Below are 18121 nucleotides of genomic sequence, written 5' to 3' on the forward strand. Positions count from 1 at the left end.
TTAGATGTTTGCTGACGCTCGCCTCACCAATTTTGTTGCCAATGTGCTGGCTTTGCTAGCCGTGGCCGCAATAGTGGTGGCGGTCGTCATCTGGAGTGTGCGTAGACCGTACTTTGTCATCAAGACAGTACAGATAGAAGCCGTGCAGGACGAAAACCTGAACTACGTCACACCCGCAACAGTGGGGGCAACGATTGCTGGACGATTGAATGGTGATTTTTTCACTATTGATTTGGACAGCACCAGAAAACTGATTGAAACCGCTCCATGGGTACGACGCGCACAAATTAAACGTGTGTGGCCAGATACCTTGTTGGTACGCATAGAGGAACAACAACCACTGGCGTACTGGAACGAGAACGAAATGATCAACACCTGGGGCGAGGCGTTTGCCGCGAACGAAGGCGTGTTGGATGACGAATTGGTGTTGCCCCAGTTGTTTGGGCCACCTGCATCTGAGCGTTTAGTCGTGCAGCGTTATGCCGAGGTGGCAAGGTGGATGGCGCCTTTGGGGGCGAACATTCGTGAGATTACCTTGAGTCCGCGTTATGCGTGGGAAGTCGTGCTAGCAGATGGCATGCGATTGAACTTAGGGCGTGACCCTGCAGCAGATAGCGCTGACTTACACGGTAGAGCCGGTGCGTTGCCTTTTGCTGCCAAGATGGAACGCTTTGTACAAGCTTGGCCAGCACTGATGGAACGTCTGGATAACCGCCGGATTGCCAGTGCTGATTTACGTTACACCAATGGGTTTGCCATTACCTTGGCTCCCCAAACATCAACTCCAGTGAAACCATAATTAATATGACCCGTGACATTAAAGACTTAATCGTTGCACTTGATATCGGTACCAGTAAAGTGGTCGCCGTGGTGGCGGAGATCCTGCCAGAAGGGCGCTTCGAAGTACTGGGGTTGGGGCAGCATGAGTCGCAAGGCATGCGCAAAGGGGTAGTGGTCAACATTGAAACTACCGTGAACTCCATCCAGCGCGCACTGGAGGAGGCTGAGTTGATGGCAGATTGCAAAATCCGTGAGGTCTATACCGGTATTGCAGGCAGCCACATCACCAGCTTTAACTCCAGTGGCATGGTGGCGGTGAAAGACAAAGAAGTGACAGCAATGGATGTGGCTCGTGTGATCGAGACAGCTAAAGCAGTCAATATTCCTACTGACCAGCAAGTGCTGCATGTATTGACCCAAGAGTTCATTGTGGATTCGCAAGAAGACATTAAAGAACCCATAGGTATGAGTGGCTTGCGTCTGGAAGTGCGTGTGCACATTGTGACGGGTGCTGTAAGCGCTGCGCAGAACATTGTGAAATGTGTACGTCGTTGTGGTCTGGAAGTACAAGACCTGATCTTGCAACCATTGGCCTCCAGCTTGTCCTGCCTGACTTCTGACGAGAAAGAGTTGGGTGTGGTGTTGGTAGATATTGGTGGTGGCACTACAGACATCGCGATCTATACCGGTGGTGCGATTCGTCACACCGACGTGATTCCTATCGCTGGCGACCAGATCACTAGCGATATTGCCGCGATGTTGCGTACACCTACACCGGATGCAGAAGAAATCAAACTGCGTTTCGGTTTGGCCAAACAAGTACTGGCGCACGACGATGAAATGATTGAAGTACCTGGTTTGGGTGATAGACCTAACCGTCAGGTGAAGCGCCAAGCGTTAGGCGCCATTATCGAACCTCGTGTGGAAGAGCTATTCACCTTGGTACAGCAAAGTCTGCGTGAATCAGGTTACGAAGATTTAGTGTCGTCCGGCATTGTTCTGACCGGTGGCTCGGCCATGTTGCCAGGTATTGTGGAACTGGCAGAAGACGTATTCCTGAAACCGGTGCGAGTAGCCGTTCCAGCCTACGAAGGTAGTTTGGCTGATGTAATGCGCAACCCACGGTTTTCTACAGTGATGGGTTTGTTGACAGAAGCGCGTATGCAAAATGCGCGTGGTCGCAAAGTGGCTCAGCAGAAAGGTAGTGTGAAGTCTCTGTTGGCACGCATGAAAGAGTGGTTCATGAATTAAGCAGTACCGCATTCACCTAAGTGAATGCGTTAGATGGAAGGAGGCGTTTCAATAGCCTTGCGAGCCCACAGCGCTGGCAGCGATATTGAAGCAATTCTTAAATATGCAGCATCGGGGGGCAAGTTAACTTGCCAGATACTTAAAGTGAGGGAGTCGGAAATGATGAACTTTGAAATGTTGGAAACTGACAGCAATGCGACTGTCATTAAAGTAATTGGGGTGGGTGGCGCTGGTGGTAATGCCGTCAACCACATGGTCCGTTCTGGCGTGCAAGGTGTGGAATTTGTGTGCGCCAATACAGATGCTCAGTCATTGGGTAGCAGCGAAGCTGCTGTACAAATCAGTTTGGGTAACACCGGTCTGGGAGCTGGCGCTAAACCTGAACAAGGTCGTACCGCTGCTGAAATGGCTCGTGAGCAAATCCGTGGTGCGCTGAACGGTGCTCACATGGTGTTCATCACTGCTGGTATGGGTGGTGGTACTGGTACGGGTGCAGGCCCAGTGGTTGCAGAAGTAGCCAAAGAGCTGGGTATTCTGACTGTGGGCGTAGTGACTAAACCGTTCGAGTTCGAAGGTGCACGTCGCATGCGTATGGCAGAGGAAGGTATCAACGAGCTGTCCAAGCACGTACATTCCTTGATCGTAGTATTGAACGAAAAACTCTACGATTTGATGGACGAAGATGCCACTCAGGAAGATTGTTTCAAGGCTGCTGATGACGTGTTGCACAACGCGTGTGCCGGTATTGCCGAGATCATCAATGTAGAAGGTAACGTGAACGTTGACTTCGAAGACGTGAAAACCATTATGGGCGAGCAAGGTCAGGCCATGATGGGTACAGCAGTCGCAACCGGTGACAACCGTGCTCGCGAAGCCGCTGAACGTGCTATCGCTTGCCCACTGCTGGAAGGTGTGGACTTGCACGGTGCGCGTGGCATGCTGGTGAACATCACTTCGGGTCGCAACCTGAAATTGCGTGAAACACGCGAAATCATGGACACCATTCGTGGCTATGCCGCTGAAGATGCAACAGTAATCTTCGGTACAGCCTACGATGATTCCATGGGCGATGCGTTGCGCGTAACCGTGGTAGCAACAGGTTTGGGCCGTGTCCAAGCTAAGCCACAGTTGGTACAGAACAACGAGCAAGTACTGCGTACAGGTACTGATAACGAGCCCGTTAGCGGTTTTGACTACGCTCAAGCAGAAGTGCCTGCAGTTATTCGTAACCCACGTAGCCAAGCATCTGCTCAAGTACGTGCGTTGGAAACAGCCGGAATGGATCACTTTGATATTCCTGCTTTCCTGCGTAAACAAGCAGACTAAGTGATAGAGTAAACACATATCCCCCGATTCATGTGTAGACTCTCGCACGGTAGCGCATCACCATGGGGTGATGCGCTACAAGCGTATGTATGAAATGGAACTAACTGTCATTTCTTCACACTAATAAATCAGTGTGGCAAAGCCATTAACGGTACAATGGCTAGTTATAAAAAATTTACTAAGCAAGAACATTGACCATGTTACGTCAACGCACCATAGCCAAAACCGTTCGCACTAAAGGGGTGGGGTTGCACTCCGGCCGACGGGTGGAAATTACAATGCGTCCGGCTGCTCCTAATACCGGAATTGTGTTTCACCGCATCGATTTACCCGAGGTGGTAGATTTGCCTGCTCGAGCTGATCAGGTGGGTGGTACGCGTATGGCGTCCGTGTTGCAACAAGGCTCTGTACAAGTGTCTACTGTTGAACACTTGATGTCCGCTTTGGCGGGTTTGGGCATTGATAACTTGCATATAGACCTGACGGCAGAAGAAGTTCCCATCATGGATGGTAGCGCGGGTACCTTTGTGTACTTGTTGCGTTCTGCAGGGCTGGAAGAGCAAAGCGCGCCTAAGCAGTTTCTGCGCGTGCTGAAGCCTGTAGAAGTGTCTGAAGGCGAAGGTAAAGATAAGAAATGGGCGCGCCTAGAGCCCTATGATGGTTTTGCGCTACGTTTTTCTATTGATTTTCATCACCCCGCGATTAACGCAACAGCAAACTTTGCTGAAGTGGATTTTGCCAAAGACTCCTACGTGAAAACCATCGCCAGAGCGCGTACGTTTGGTTTTGCAAGCGAAGTAGAGGCAATGCGAGCCGCTGGTTTAGCGCGTGGTGGTAGTCTGGATAACGCGATTGTGCTGGACGAGTTCCGTGTATTGAACTCTGATGGTCTGCGTTACGAAGATGAATTTGTAAAACACAAAATTCTGGATGCTATCGGAGATTTGTATCTGATAGGACATCCCTTGGTGGCTAGATATGTAGCCAACAAGTCCGGGCACGGTTTGAATAACCTGCTCGCACGTACTCTACTGGCTGATGAAGAAAGCTGGGAACTGGTGACTTATGACAAAGCCGAGCCTGTGGCGGCGGCATTTAGTCATGAGTGGAAGCTAGTGTGACGGAGTCACCGCAGTAGAACTACGAGAGGATCAATTATGGCCCGGACTGTTTAAGTCGGGCCATGATTTTTAATAAGCTTAGCAATAGCAGTGGCCAGAGGCCCAGGCTCCAACGACTGATGTAAGTCTTGGAAAGCGTCTAACGCTTTAGCATCCAGTGGCTGCACATTACGTGCGGGTTTGGGAAGGTGACTGTTGGTACCCAAACTGGCTTGCACCATCACCTGCACGTCAGTAAGTTTCCAGCCCACTTCGTGTAGACACTGCAATATAGAGGTAGAACACTGCCGCAACCTAGCTGCATAGGCTGGCGAGGGAACTGCTAAGGTAATTCGTTGTCCTTCTATATGGGCAACTTTGCAATGCGTATCTGCAGCAAAACGTACTTTCTGGTGTAGCAGTTCTTCAATTGCTAAGAATTGATTGGCAGTAGCCAGCACCGTTGAGCTGCTTCGATCATGACGTAACCATTCCAAGGCTAATTCAGAAGCCTTGTGGGAACGAGTAGTGCGGCGTGGCGTAAAAGTAGATGCCATAACAGAAGTAAGAAAGGAAAAGCAGTGAAACAGCCGACTAACTCCAAAGCAGTACACAGCCGACATCGTAGTTTGATGATAACGTTGATTGTAGTGCTTGGGATAGCGCTCTCCGCCGGTATAGGGGCCTGGATACAATATAAGATCAGTGCCAAGCCTGCGTTGAGCCCAGAGCAAGAACAAGCGTTGAGCGCCCAGCTATCTCGGGATTCCGCTTATGTGCGTGAAAGTATGCGACAGATGGCTGAGCGTGTGGGTACGTTGCAAGCGCGTCTTTCTCAAATGGATACGCTCACTCGTAGATTGGCTGAAAAAGCCGGTGTTAATGCTGATGTATCCGAGGTGACGGATGCCATTAATGGTGAAGAGTCCACGGTAGTATTGCCAGATGATTGGAGCGCTGAAGGTCTGGGGCGTGAGTTAGATGGCTTGATGGCGCAAATGAACGATCAACAAGACTGGCTACAAATGCTGGATATGGTGATGGTAAGTCAAGCAGGTACTGAGGCGTTGGTGCCTACTGTGCATCCTGTGGATGTCAGTTACATCAGCTCACCATTTGGTTGGCGTCGTCACCCAATTTCAGGTCGTCAAAAATTACACGAAGGAATGGACTTCGCAGCCCCTATTGGTACACCGATTGTGGCAGCTTCAGGTGGCATTGTGATCGAGTCCAGATATAAACCTGGTTATGGCAAAACCGTAGAGATAGATCATGGCAATGGCTTGGTAACGCGCTATGCGCATGCTTCTTCGCTGATTGCAAAGCTAGGTGAAGTAGTGGAAAAAGGCCAACTTATTGCCCGTGTTGGCAATACAGGACAAGTAACTGGAGCGCATTTGCACTTCGAGGTATTGCAGCAAGGAACACCTATAGATCCCGCCTCATTTTTGCCCAAAGTGGATGAGAGCAACACATTGTTTGCAAAGAATAGCGAACAAGAGGCAAGCGATTAGGCCTCAGGTGCGTTAAACTCTATCAATTTCCTGCTGCTTTTCTTTTAACGCTCAGATTAAAGGGATGCGGGAGCATCAGTAGGTGCTGCCCGTGTGACACGATACAAGAATGGTTTCATTGCTCAAAAAGCTTATTGGCAGCCGCAACGACAGGTTGCTACGACAATACCGTAAACAGGTTTCGCAGATTAATGCGTTAGAGCCTGAGTACGCCGCCCTCAGCGATGACGCGCTGCAAGGCAAGACTGCTGAATTTAGACAGCGGTTGGCCGATGGCAAATCTCTGGATGGGTTATTGCCTGAAGCTTTTGCCGTAGTCCGTGAGGCCAGTAAGCGTGTGTTCGGCATGCGTCACTTCGACGTGCAGTTGCTGGGTGCGATTGCATTGCACTACGGCAAAATCGCCGAGATGCGTACAGGTGAAGGTAAAACACTGATGGCCACATTGGCCGTTTACCTGAACGCGCTGCCTGGTAAAGGCGTACACGTAGTGACGGTCAACGACTACTTGGCGCGACGCGATGCGGACCAGATGAGCCGTCTGTACAACTTCTTGGGTTTGTCCGTTGGGGTGGTTGTACCTCAGCAAGATAACGAAGAGAAAAAAGCAGCGTATCAAGCAGATATTACTTACGGTACAAACAACGAGTACGGCTTTGATTACTTGCGCGACAACATGGAGTACCGCGCAGAAGATCGCCGTCAACGTAGTTTGACCTACGCCATTGTCGACGAGGTGGACTCCATCTTGATTGACGAAGCGCGTACACCACTGATCATTTCTGGTCAGGCTGACGATAATACAGAGCTGTACAAGGCTATGAATGTGGTGCCTTCCATGCTGACACGCATGAAAGAAGAGCCTAAGCCACACGAGCCAGAGCCTGAAGGCGATTTCTGGGTAGATGAGAAAGCCCAGCAAGTACACATTTCTGAGGCAGGTCACGAACGTGCAGAGCAGATTTTAGTAGAAATTGGTCTGCTGCCAGTAGGTGAATCTCTGTACGACCCACGTCACATTTCGCTGATGCACACCTTGTTGGGTGCGTTGCGTGCGCATAACTTGTTCTTCCGCGATCAGCAGTATGTTGTGCAGAACGACGAAGTGGTCATTGTGGACGAGTTCACTGGCCGCTTGATGGTGGGTCGTCGTTGGTCAGACGGTTTGCACCAGTCTGTAGAAGCCAAAGAAGGCGTGCGTATTCAGAACGAAAACCAGACGCTGGCTTCCATCACCTTCCAGAACTACTTCCGTATGTACGACAAGCTGGCCGGTATGACGGGTACAGCAGATACAGAAGCCTACGAGTTCCAAGAAATTTATGGTCTGGAAACCGTGATTATTCCTACCAACCGCCCAATGGTGCGTGTGGATCAGAATGATCAGGTCTATAAAACCGACCAAGAGAAATACGCGGCTATCCTGAATGACATCAAAGATTGTTATGAGCGTGGTCAGCCCGTATTGGTAGGTACTACCAGTATTGAAAACTCTGAGTTGCTTTCCAATATGTTGAATGCAGCGAAGATGCCACACGAAGTATTGAACGCGAAACAGCACGCTCGTGAAGCGGAAATCGTAGCAGAAGCCGGTAAGCCAGGTCACATTACTATTGCGACCAACATGGCTGGTCGTGGTACGGATATTGTGTTGGGCGGTAGCGTTGAGCGCCAGTCCATGATTATCCAAGCCGATGACTCTCTGAGCGAAGACGAGAAAGCACAACGTATCGCAACGTTGAAAGCAGAGTGGAAGCCTCTGAACGAGCAAGTAAAAGCGGCTGGCGGTTTGCGTATTATCGGTACAGAGCGTCACGAATCTCGTCGTATTGATAACCAGTTGCGTGGTCGTGCTGGTCGTCAGGGTGACCCAGGTTCTTCTCGCTTCTACTTGTCGTTAGACGACTCCTTGATGCGCATTTTCGCGGGCGACCGTGTACGTGCCATTATGGACAGACTGCGTTTGCCTGAAGGCGAGCCTATTGAAGCGCGCATGGTATCGCGTTCTATCGAATCGGCTCAGCGTAAAGTTGAGGCACGTAACTTCGATATCCGTAAGCAATTGCTGCAATACGATGACGTGTCTAACGATCAACGTAAAGTCATTTACGCACAGCGTACAGACGTATTGGAGTCTGAAAACGTCAGCGACGCTATTGCTAACTTGCGTATCGCTGCAGTAACAGACTTGTTCCAGCAATACGTGCCAGAGCATTCCATGGAAGAGCAGTGGGATCTGGCTGGTTTGCAAGCAACGTTAGAAAGCGAATGGCAGCTGAAAATTGATTTGGTCGGCATGGTTGAAAAAGACACTAGCTTGTCTGAGGAAGACTTGTTGGATGCCGTGTTGGAAGCTTCTGCTAAACAGTTGCAAGACAAAGTGACTCAAGTGGGTGCTCAGAACTGGGCGAGCTTTGAGCGTGCTGTGACCTTGCAGTCCATCGATACACAATGGCGTGGTCATTTGCAGGCGTTGGATCACTTGCGTCAAGGTATTCACTTGCGTGGTTACGCACAGAAAGATCCTAAGCAAGAGTACAAGCGCGAAGCGTTTGCGATGTTTGCAGCCATGTTGGATCGCATCCGTGATGACGTAGTACGTGTACTGCTGACAGTACGTATTCAACCTGCAGAACAGCAAGCTCCTGCTGAGGCAGTGGCTCAACCTGCTGCCGAGCAAGTGCGTTACCACCATGCTGATTACGATGCGGCATTGCGTGGCGAAGCTCTAGATCTGGATGAGGAAGCACCAGCCGAAGGTGATGAACAACGCGTAGGCCGCAATGATCCTTGTCCATGTGGTAGCGGTAAGAAATACAAGCACTGCCACGGTAAGTTGAACTAACCCGCCAGGTGCTCAAGAAAAAGCCTGCCATTGATGTGGCAGGCTTTTTTTATGGCGGTTGCTCTAGTGTAGCGCGCAGGTGGTTAGTTTTCTTCCTCAGGATATCCAATACTTTTGGATATGGTCATGGCGATTTCTCGTAGGCGAGTTGCGGTAGAGCCATCCCAGTTTTCATCAAAACTATTGCTAGGCCCCATGATGAGAATACCAAGCACTATATGCCCATTAGCATCAAACACAGGCGCACAGAATGCATCTATGCCTGGGATGGGCATGCCTAAAGTGCGTGATAAGCCATATTTTCGAGTTTCTGCTAAGTGTTGCTCTAGTACAGAGTTATCGATAACGGGCTGAGAGCCAGTACGTCCATTTTTCTGACGTTGTTCTAAGCGTAGGTGCTGTTCTACTACCTTTTGTGGCAAGTAGGCTGCAAAGAGTCGCCCTGTCGCGGTATTGGCAAGCGACATCACTGTACCTGCCCGTAAGTTTACATGCAGTGTTTCAGCGGGTTCTTCGAGGCGGACGATGGTGGCACCTAGATTTCCCCATACTGCTAATGCAACGCTATAGCCCGTTTCTCTGGCTAATGTCTCGGCTAAAGGCGTAGCTTCTCGCAGCGGGTCTAGCCTACGTAAACGAGCAAGGCCTAGTTGTAATGCTAAGGGCCCCAATTCATAGTGGCCCGCATCATTTTGCGTGACAAAACCAACTTTTAAAAAGCTCACCATATAGGGATGAGCCTTGCTAGTACTCATCCCTGCGGCCGATGCTAAATCTTTTAGCGGTAGGGGAGTGCCTTGTTGCGCCAGTTGATTCAGTAGCTCACTACCAATCTCTATGGATTGAATACCGCGTCGATTCTTTTCTGTAACGGAAGGAATAGGTTTTTGCATAGGTTCAGAGTAGGGAAAACGATGACTGAATTATAGGTATAGAAAAATATTTTGTGTTTAAAATATTGAATGTATTCGTTAGTATCAGATATTAAATCTTAGGTGAACGCATTCGTTAGGTGTTGGAGACAGATAATGCCACAAAATAAGATGTCAGTAGACGTTGTTGTTGTAGGAACGGGAGCTTCAGGTATGTCTGCGGCGATTACTGCTGCAGCGCAAGGCTTGAGCGTTGTCGTATTAGAAAAAGAAAAACTGTTTGGGGGCACTACGGCGCGTTCAGGTGGTTGGTTATGGATACCGGGTACACGCCTAGCAACAGAACAAGGGATTCACGAGCCAGCGGGTGCGGCTAAAACGTATTTAAAGCACGAGACCACTACACACTTTGATGAAGCGCGAGTAGATGCATTTTTAGAGAATGGCCCTAAGGCGGTAGAGTTTTTTACACGAAACACGTGTGTGCAATTTGATATGCCTCCTGTTTTCCCGGATTATCACGCCGAGGCAGAGGGTGGCCAACCTGGTGGGCGTTCAATGGTGACCCGTCCGTTTGATGGTAGAGAGCTAGGGCCTCGTGTCAAAAAACTGGCACCAGCGCTGCCGGAACTTACGGTGTTTGGCATGATGCTGGGTTCTGGAGCCGAGATTAAGCACTTTATGCGTGCATTCAAATCACCCACTTCATTTTGCTATGTGACAAAACGCTTGAGTCGGCACTTTTTGGATGTAGTGCGTTATGGCCGTGGCATGACACTCACTAATGGTAATGCGTTAGCAGGGCGTCTAGCGAAAGCAGCACAAGACTTAAAAATACCCGTGTGGTTAGAGGCGAAAGTGACCGCGTTGCTGCATGAGCAGGGGCGTGTGGCCGGTGTACGTGTACAGCATGAGGGTAAAGAACAAGAGATTGCTGCGCGTTTAGGCGTGGTGTTAGCGTGTGGCGGTTTTCCGTATGACATCCAGCGTCGTAAGGCATTATTTCAACATGCCCCTACTGGGCAAGAGCATTTCTCTCCATCGCCTTCCAGCAATACCGGTGATGGTTTGCGTTTGGCTGAAGAGGTGGGGGGATATGTAGATCCTACGATTCCACATGCAGCAGCATGGGTGCCTACATCGGTCACGACTCGCACAGATGGTTCCAAAGGGGTGATGCCTCACTTTATTGATAGAGCGAAGCCCGGCGTGATTGCCGTGAATAAAAAAGGCAAGCGCTTTGCTAATGAAGGCAACTCTTACCATGACTTTGTGCAAAGTATGGTGGCAACGTGTGCAGATGATTCTGAGGTAAGTGTCTGGTTGCTGTGTGATCACAAAGCCTTGCGTAATTATGGTTTGGGCTGTGTTGCACCTTTCCCTATGCCTATAGGCAGACACCTACGTAGTGGGTATTTGAAAAAAGGGAACACTATTGCTGAGTTGGCGACGCAAATAGGCGTGGATGCCGCAACGTTGGAGCAGACCGTTCAGGAGTTCAATCAGCATGCTCGTCAAGGCCAGGATCCACTCTTTGATAAGGGTGGGCAGGCCTATAACCGCTATCAAGGCGATGCCAACGTGAGCCCAAACCCGTGTTTGGCTCCATTGGAAAATGGTCCTTATTACGCTATCAAGTTAGTGGTGGGTGATATAGGTACTTTCGCCGGGCTGGTGACTGATGCACAAACCCATGTGTTGGATAGCAGTGGCCAACGTATTAAGGGGTTGTTTGCTGTGGGGAATGATGCTGCCAGCATTATGGGGGGCAATTATCCAGGTGCTGGTATTACGTTAGGCCCGGCTTTGACGTTTGGTTATGTGGCGGGGATGGAGCTAGCTGCAGAACAACAGCAAGTAGATGCCTAGGCGAAGGGGACGCTAATGACTACAACAAACTCAACCACCGTACCGTTGTTATTGGAAGGTCGCTTAGCCTTTATTACTGGGGCGGGGCAAGGTAATGGTCGAGCTCTAGCTATAGGTTTAGCGCAGGCGGGTGCCCGTGTGATTGCGACGGATGTGCAACTGGCTGCAGCAGAGCAAACTGCCGCATTGATTACAGCGCAAGGAGGTCAGGCATGGGCCTACAGCTTAGATGTTTGTGATGCGCAAGCTTGTGATGCTGTAGCAGAGCGAGTAGCTGCTGAGGTAGGGCAGATCAGTGTACTGATTAATAACGCAGGCATCATTATCCGCTCAGGTATGACAGCGCCACACGCGGCAGAGAACTGGCGAACCACTATGGATGTGAATGTGCAAGGTACGTTCAATGTAACGCATGCATTTTTACCGGCGATACGAGCCACCAAAGGAAGTGTGTTGAATATTGCCTCTATTGCAGCGTATGCCGGGCAAGGCGGCAGTGTGGGCTATTCCCCCTCTAAGGGGGCGATAAAAATGTTTACCCAATCGTTGGCAGCCGAGCTTGCACCAGAGGGGGTGCGCGTTAATGCATTGGCGCCAGGGGTGATTAATACACCGATGACGGCTGCAACTCAAGCGCAGCCAGAACGATTGGCGAGCTTTATGACGCGTATTCCTATGGGACGGTTAGGTGAGCCAGATGAATTGGTCGGCCCTACCGTGTTTCTGGTTTCTGATATGGCCGCGTATGTGACTGGCGTCACGTTGGCGGTGGATGGAGGCTTTCTAGCAGTCTGATGTAGTGACATTAATAATTTTATAGGCAGTACAAAGGAGACATGGATGAGTATTAGAAAATTAGGCATGTCCCTGCTAGCAGGGGCGGTATTGGCAGCAGGTAGTGTCAATGCACAGGAAATTCGGTTTGGTTACAACGGTGATTTATCTGCGTCGCCATCTGCTCAAAGTGGACAGGCGGCAGTGTTAGGCATGCAGGCTGCTATAGAAGATTTGAATGCGGCAGGTGGTGTGCTGGGGCAGACCGTGACGTTGGTAACTCGTGATGATGGCTCTGCGCCACCACGCTCCATACAGAACATGACTGATCTTATCGACAATGAGAAAGTGCAGGCAATTTTTGGGCCGACTAACTCAGGTAATGCAATGGCCTGGAAACACATAGCCAATCAGAAAAAAGTGCCAGTAATGGGCAACGTGGCTTCGGGTACAGACATTACTAAGCCTATGCGAGCGAATGCAGACAACTACATGTTCAGGGTTTCGATGGTAGACCGAGAGCAAGTGGCTGCGTTGATGGCCTATGTCAAAGCCAATTCTGCCGATTCCAAAGTGGTAGGTCTGATGGCAGAAACCACTGGCTATGGTCAGGGGGGGCTGAAAGACATGGAAGAAATTGCCAAGTTGCAAGGTATAGATATTGCGCAGATAGAGCACTTTGGTGTGAACGATACTGATATGACATCGCAGTTAAATAAGATGCGTGCGGCCGGTGTGGACACCATTGTGGTGTGGGCGCAAGGTACACCTATCGCGCAGATTATTCGCAGCATGGAAAAGATTGATTATTTTCCACTCACGTTAACGTCATGGTCGTCAGACAACATTACTTTTTACGATGCGGCAGGCAGGACCTTGTCTGAGAAACCTTTGTTCATGCGCACTGTGAGCGAGGAGCGCACACCAGAACAAGAACAGCTTTTTGCACGCATAGGCAGCAAGTTGCGAGCCCCTAGTTCCTTTTCTTTTGCATTGCATGGTTACGACTCGGTGTTGCTAATGGCTGCAGCGATGGAACAAGCGGGATCCACAGACGGCACAGCAGTGCGTCAAGCGTTAGAGTCCTTGCAAAAACCAGTGCAGGGTTTGCTGAAAGTATATGAAACCCCTTTTAGTGAAACGGATCATGAGGCCTTAAAGGCAGAGGATTTGGTATGGATTCGTTGGAAAGATGGCAGCCTTTTGCCACATACCAATCCCATTATTGAGTCATTAAATAGCCAAAGTTTTATTCAGTAAGCAGTAGTCATTATTACTAAAAAAATAGCATCGGTGTTCGGTCCGCGGAGGGCCGAACACAGTAGGAGACAGATTCATGATTGATGCTCTTTTACAGGCGCTGATTAGCGGCTTGGCAGTGGGTAGTGCGTACGCGCTAGTTGCACTGGGATTCAGTATTACGTTTACCACTACAAAAACCTTGAACTTTGCCCATGGGGATTTTGTGTCTGCGGGTGCCTTTATAGGCATGAGCGCACTATTTTTAATTTTGGGGATGCCTATTAGCTCTACCTCATTTGGCACGGTAGTGCCGGCGGGGGAAACACAGTTCTTAGGTCTGTTTATCGTGCTATTGGTGATGGGGGCATTGGGCTGGTTGCTGTATGTCTTGGGGGTACGGCCTTTTGCGGGACGTCCAGGTTTGGCATGGGTTATGAGTACCTTGGGTTTTGGCGTCATCTTACAAAGTGTGGGGATGGCGATTTGGGGGCCTAGACCAGTGGTTGTGCCTTCTCCAGTAGGCGATTCTGTTATCCGTTTTTTGGGCATAGGCATACGCCCTCAAGAACTATTGATGCTAGGGGTGTCAGTGGTGGTCATGGTGGTGTTTGAACGCATCATGAATCACACCCTGATTGGTAAAGCGTTAAGAGCAGTGGCGGCAAATGGCGCTGTAGCTAGTTTAATGGGCATTAATACGCAGGCTATGATGGTGGCGGCCTTTGTGATTAGTTCTATGCTGGCTGGTTTGTCAGGATTTTTGTTAGCCCCTATTACACAAGCTTCTTTGTTTATGGGATTGGCTATAGGTCTAAAAGGTTTTTCTAGCGCCATGATCGGAGGGCTGAATAATCCGCGTGGGTGTGTGATAGGAGGCTTTGTACTGGGTGTGTTTGAGTCAGGCGTGAATTTATGGGAAGCACAGTGGCGTGAGGTGGCTGTATTCGTGCTTGTCATTCTTGTGCTGTCTTTCCGTCCTACGGGGTTGTTTGGTCGTAATTTGGCGGAGAAAATCTAATGAAATCATTTTCTTCTCTGCATGTGGTAGTGGTCGCGGCTGTATTGATCGCCTTAACTAGTCTGGTTGGCAATGATTATTACCTGCGTATTTTGTTCATGATCTGCGTGTATTACATGTGTGGCATAGGCATGAACGTACTCGTGGGGTTTGCAGGGCAAAAATCACTGGGTCAGGCGGGTTTGTTTGCTGCTGGTGCGTATTCAGCTGCTTTACTGACAGCCAACTGGGAAGTCAACCCATGGTTAGCATTTGCTGCTGCTGCGGTGATCTCGGGGATTTGTGGGGTATTGATTGCAGTGCCCTCGCTGCGTGTGCGAGGCCCATATCTTGCCATGGTGACTTTGGCGTTCGGTATTGTGGTAGAGCGCTTGGTGAGCGAGTGGACGGCGGTATTTGGCGGAGCGCAGGGTATTTATGGTATTGCGCCGTTAACGTGGAATGATGAGCCTTTAAGCACCACTCAGTGGGTGTGGTTTGGTATTGCTCTTTGTGCTGTGACACACATTGTGTTGAGCAATTTGCTGCGGGGGCGGTTTGGGCGCGCCATGCTCTCTATTCAGGCCGATGAAATTGCTTCTTCTTCGGTTGGGGTAAGGGTGCATCGAGCCAAAGTGATTGCTTTTGTGATTGCCGCGATTACTTGCGGTATGGCAGGGGCAATGGTGGCTCAGCAGAATCAATACATTAACTCTGACTTTATCACCTTCCACCTTTCTATTTTTATCTTGCTGTTGGTTCTGTTTGGTGGACCAGGCAAGATGTCTGGCCCATTAGTGGGGGCCATTATTCTGACTATTATCGAGGCTATGTTAGCGCGCTGGCCCTATGTGCAGAATTTTTTGTATGGCTGCTTACTGTTGTTTGCACTGTATTTCATGCCTGGTGGTGTGGTGGGGTTATTTGCCCCATGGTTTGGTAAACGTAAGGCTCCTTCCACGGATGTAGAGCCTCTACCACTGGAAACGTTAGGAAAACAAACTCAAGGTGAATTGCTGAAAGTCTCTAACCTAGATAAAGCCTACGGTGGGGTTAGACCAGCATGCAATATTTCGTTTGAGTTACAGCGAGGCCACATTCATGCCTTGATAGGGCCTAATGGTGCAGGTAAGAGTACGTTGATCAACATGCTAACGGGAGCAGTGGTTCCGGACAAAGGGTCTATTCGTTTCCTTGGGAATGAGATTGCAGGCTTTCCTATGCACAAAATCTGCCAACTAGGGATGGGGCGTACGTTTCAGAACTTACGGTTGTTTGCAGAGCTATCTGTGGTGGACAACGTGATGTTGGGCCAACACAGCCGGATGAGCAATGGTATTTTTCGCTCCCTACTGAATTTGCCTGGTGTTCGAGTTCAAGAAAACATTACTCGTAGAAAAGCACAGCAGTTACTGCAATTGGTGGATTTAGCGGCTTTGGCGGATCAGCCAGCCGGTAGTTTGCCCTACGGTTTGCAGCGGCGGGTAGAGTTAGCGCGAGCGTTGGCAACAGAACCACAGCTACTGCTCCTGGATGAGCCAGCAGCCGGGTTAAACCCTCAAGAAACAGCTGAGCTGGGTGAGTTGTTAAAACGTATATGTCGCTGTGGGGTCACTATTTTCATGGTGGAACATCACATGGATTTGGTGATGTCTGTATCGGATCACGTCATTGTTTTGGATTATGGCGTCAAGATTGCAGAGGGTAGACCGGCGGAGGTGCAGGCCGATCCTAAGGTGATAGCTGCTTATTTAGGAGTGGATGATGAAGAGGATATTGCCATGTCGTTCGCACCAGCTACAGCCATCTAAAGCGAGGAAATACGATGCTTAAATTGGAATCAGTACGTGTTTCTTACGGCGCTATAGAAGCAGTTAAAGGGGTAGACCTACACGTAGGTAAGGGGGAGGTCGTGACTATTATTGGCGCGAATGGCGCGGGTAAAAGCACATTGCTTAAGGCGATTTGTGGACTAGAGCCGCTGTCAGGTGGGCGAGTGCTTTTAGATGGTCAAGATTGCTCCAATTTACCTGCGCATAAACGGGTGCGCCTAGGTTTGGCCATGTCCCCAGAAGGGCGTGGTGTGTTTGCGGACCAAACGGTATTAGAGAATCTATGGCTGGGGGCGTATATGCGCCGAGCAGATAGATCTGGGGTTGAAGCCGATATTGAGCGTGAGTTTGAGCGTTTCCCCCGCTTACGAGAACGTCAACACCAATTGGCGGGTACGTTATCCGGTGGTGAGCAACAGATGTTGGCTATTTCACGAGCCTTAATGAGCGAGCCCAGCATTTTGTTATTAGACGAGCCTTCGCTGGGATTGGCGCCTCTGGTAATACGCGACATTTTTACAGCCATCCGACAGCTACGCAGCAGTGGCCTCACCATCGTGTTAGTGGAACAAATGGCGAAACAAGCATTAGGCGTAGCAGACCGTGCGTATGTATTGGAAATAGGACGTGTGACTATGGAAGGGTCAGGGTTGGAACTGTTGAATGACGACAAAGTTAGAGCCGCCTATTTGGGCACACATTGAGAGTAATTTTTGTACTAAGGAAATCTATCTATGACACAGACTAAGACTTTTGCCAGCCACGCAGACACTGAAGATAAAAAAGTAAGCTTCACGCAGCTATCGGCAAATGCCTGGGCATATACCGCTGAGGGTGATCCCAATACTGGGGTGATCGTGGGCGATGATGCGGTGATGATTATTGATACGCAGGCAACACCAGCGATGGCTCAGGATGTGATCCGCCATATACGCCAGATTACGGATAAACCCATTAAATACGTGGTGCTGTCTCACTACCATGCTGTGCGTGTGTTAGGTGCAGCGGCGTATTTCGAAGAAGGTGCCCAAGAAATTATTGCTAGCCAAGATACCTATGACTTGATTGTAGAGCGTGGTGAGCAAGATAAAGCCAGCGAGATAGGCCGTTTTCCTCGATTGTTCCGTAATGTAGAAACAGTCCCGGAAGGTTTGACATGGCCTACACAAACGTTTGTAGGGGAAATGCGTATTTGGATGGGATCGGTAGAGGTGAAGTTAAGCCAAATCGGTCGCGGTCATACCAAAGGTGACATTATCGTAGAGCTAGAAAGTCAGAATGTATGTTTTGCAGGTGACTTGGTGGAATACCAAAGTGCAGCGTACTCAGGTGATGCGTATTTTCGTGATTGGCCTAGCACTTTGGATCGATTGGCAGAACGTAACTTTGATGCCTTGGTCCCAGGTCGTGGTGCCGCGCTGCAAGGTGCTGCAGAAGTACGTCAAGGTTTAGCTTCTACGCGCGCCTTTGTTAGTGATGTGTATACCAATGTGTTAAATGGTGTATCTGAGGGCAAAGCGCTGAATGCAATCTACCGAGAAACTGTAGAGAAATTGCGTCCGGTGTATGGCCATTGGTTTATTTTTGATCACTGCATGCCGTTTAATGTGAGCCGCGCCTACGATGAGGCCAGAGGCATTGCAGACCCTCGTATTTGGACAGCTGAGCGTGACATAGAAATGTGGAAGGCCCTAGAAGGGTAAGCTTAAGCTTTCTTTA

General features: G+C 49.7%; 15 protein-coding genes. 13 read left to right on the forward strand and 2 right to left on the reverse strand.

Annotated elements, in window-relative coordinates; all coding sequences use genetic code 11:
* The first annotated feature begins 4 nt into the window (after positions 1-4).
* From AC3QL0_RS02965 to lpxC, 4 genes are all read left to right on the forward strand, one after another.
* Positions 5-799 (forward strand): cell division protein FtsQ/DivIB, encoded by a 795-nt coding sequence (locus AC3QL0_RS02965; RefSeq protein WP_493010012.1) that lies wholly within the window; start codon positions 5-7, stop codon positions 797-799.
* 5 nt (positions 800-804) lie between these two features.
* The gene (gene ftsA / locus AC3QL0_RS02970; RefSeq protein ID WP_135862444.1) at positions 805-2031 is read left to right on the forward strand and encodes a cell division protein FtsA; all 1227 of its coding nucleotides are present in this window, start codon (positions 805-807) and stop codon (positions 2029-2031) included.
* Positions 2032-2190: 159 nt separating this feature from the next.
* Positions 2191-3357: a cell division protein FtsZ gene (gene ftsZ / locus AC3QL0_RS02975; protein WP_493010013.1), complete on the forward strand. Its 1167-nt coding sequence runs from the start codon at positions 2191-2193 to the stop codon at positions 3355-3357.
* Positions 3358-3554: 197 nt separating this feature from the next.
* On the forward strand, positions 3555-4478 hold the full coding sequence (gene lpxC / locus AC3QL0_RS02980; RefSeq protein ID WP_135862441.1) for a UDP-3-O-acyl-N-acetylglucosamine deacetylase: 924 nt from the start codon (positions 3555-3557) through the stop codon (positions 4476-4478).
* Between the two features lie 50 nt (positions 4479-4528).
* Here lpxC and AC3QL0_RS02985 read toward each other — a convergent pair whose 3' ends face one another.
* Positions 4529-5014 carry a DUF721 domain-containing protein gene (locus tag AC3QL0_RS02985; protein ID WP_493010014.1) on the reverse strand — a complete coding sequence of 162 codons (486 nt, stop codon included), beginning with the start codon at positions 5012-5014 and terminating at the stop codon, positions 4529-4531.
* A gap of 24 nt (positions 5015-5038) precedes the next feature.
* Between AC3QL0_RS02985 and AC3QL0_RS02990 the strand changes: the two genes are divergently transcribed.
* Positions 5039-5971: a M23 family metallopeptidase gene (locus tag AC3QL0_RS02990; RefSeq protein WP_493010015.1), complete on the forward strand. Its 933-nt coding sequence runs from the start codon at positions 5039-5041 to the stop codon at positions 5969-5971.
* A 109-nt stretch (positions 5972-6080) separates the two neighbouring features.
* Positions 6081-8816 carry a preprotein translocase subunit SecA gene (gene secA / locus AC3QL0_RS02995; RefSeq protein WP_493010016.1) on the forward strand — a complete coding sequence of 912 codons (2736 nt, stop codon included), beginning with the start codon at positions 6081-6083 and terminating at the stop codon, positions 8814-8816.
* Positions 8817-8899: 83 nt separating this feature from the next.
* Here secA and AC3QL0_RS03000 read toward each other — a convergent pair whose 3' ends face one another.
* Complete coding sequence (locus AC3QL0_RS03000) at positions 8900-9709, reverse strand: IclR family transcriptional regulator (protein ID WP_493010017.1); 810 nt, start codon at positions 9707-9709, stop codon at positions 8900-8902.
* A gap of 135 nt (positions 9710-9844) precedes the next feature.
* Here AC3QL0_RS03000 and AC3QL0_RS03005 point away from each other — a divergent pair, with 135 nt between their 5' ends.
* From AC3QL0_RS03005 to AC3QL0_RS03035, 7 genes are all read left to right on the forward strand, one after another.
* Complete coding sequence (locus AC3QL0_RS03005; RefSeq protein WP_493010018.1) at positions 9845-11557, forward strand: FAD-dependent oxidoreductase; 1713 nt, start codon at positions 9845-9847, stop codon at positions 11555-11557.
* Between the two features lie 15 nt (positions 11558-11572).
* The gene (locus AC3QL0_RS03010) at positions 11573-12352 is read left to right on the forward strand and encodes an SDR family NAD(P)-dependent oxidoreductase (RefSeq protein WP_493010019.1); all 780 of its coding nucleotides are present in this window, start codon (positions 11573-11575) and stop codon (positions 12350-12352) included.
* A 45-nt stretch (positions 12353-12397) separates the two neighbouring features.
* Positions 12398-13591 (forward strand): ABC transporter substrate-binding protein, encoded by a 1194-nt coding sequence (locus AC3QL0_RS03015; protein WP_493010020.1) that lies wholly within the window; start codon positions 12398-12400, stop codon positions 13589-13591.
* Positions 13592-13667: 76 nt separating this feature from the next.
* Positions 13668-14591, forward strand: coding sequence for a branched-chain amino acid ABC transporter permease (locus tag AC3QL0_RS03020; protein WP_493010021.1), 924 nt, complete (start codon positions 13668-13670; stop codon positions 14589-14591).
* On the forward strand, positions 14591-16381 hold the full coding sequence (locus tag AC3QL0_RS03025; protein WP_493010022.1) for a branched-chain amino acid ABC transporter ATP-binding protein/permease: 1791 nt from the start codon (positions 14591-14593) through the stop codon (positions 16379-16381). The genes AC3QL0_RS03020 and AC3QL0_RS03025 overlap by 1 nt, the downstream gene beginning before the upstream one ends.
* A gap of 14 nt (positions 16382-16395) precedes the next feature.
* On the forward strand, positions 16396-17106 hold the full coding sequence (locus tag AC3QL0_RS03030) for an ABC transporter ATP-binding protein (RefSeq protein ID WP_493010023.1): 711 nt from the start codon (positions 16396-16398) through the stop codon (positions 17104-17106).
* 30 nt (positions 17107-17136) lie between these two features.
* Positions 17137-18105, forward strand: coding sequence for an MBL fold metallo-hydrolase (locus AC3QL0_RS03035; RefSeq protein ID WP_493010024.1), 969 nt, complete (start codon positions 17137-17139; stop codon positions 18103-18105).
* Positions 18106-18121: the final 16 nt, after the last annotated feature.

The organism is Paenalcaligenes sp. GW821-LYS-B07-1 (genome assembly GCF_058803365.1).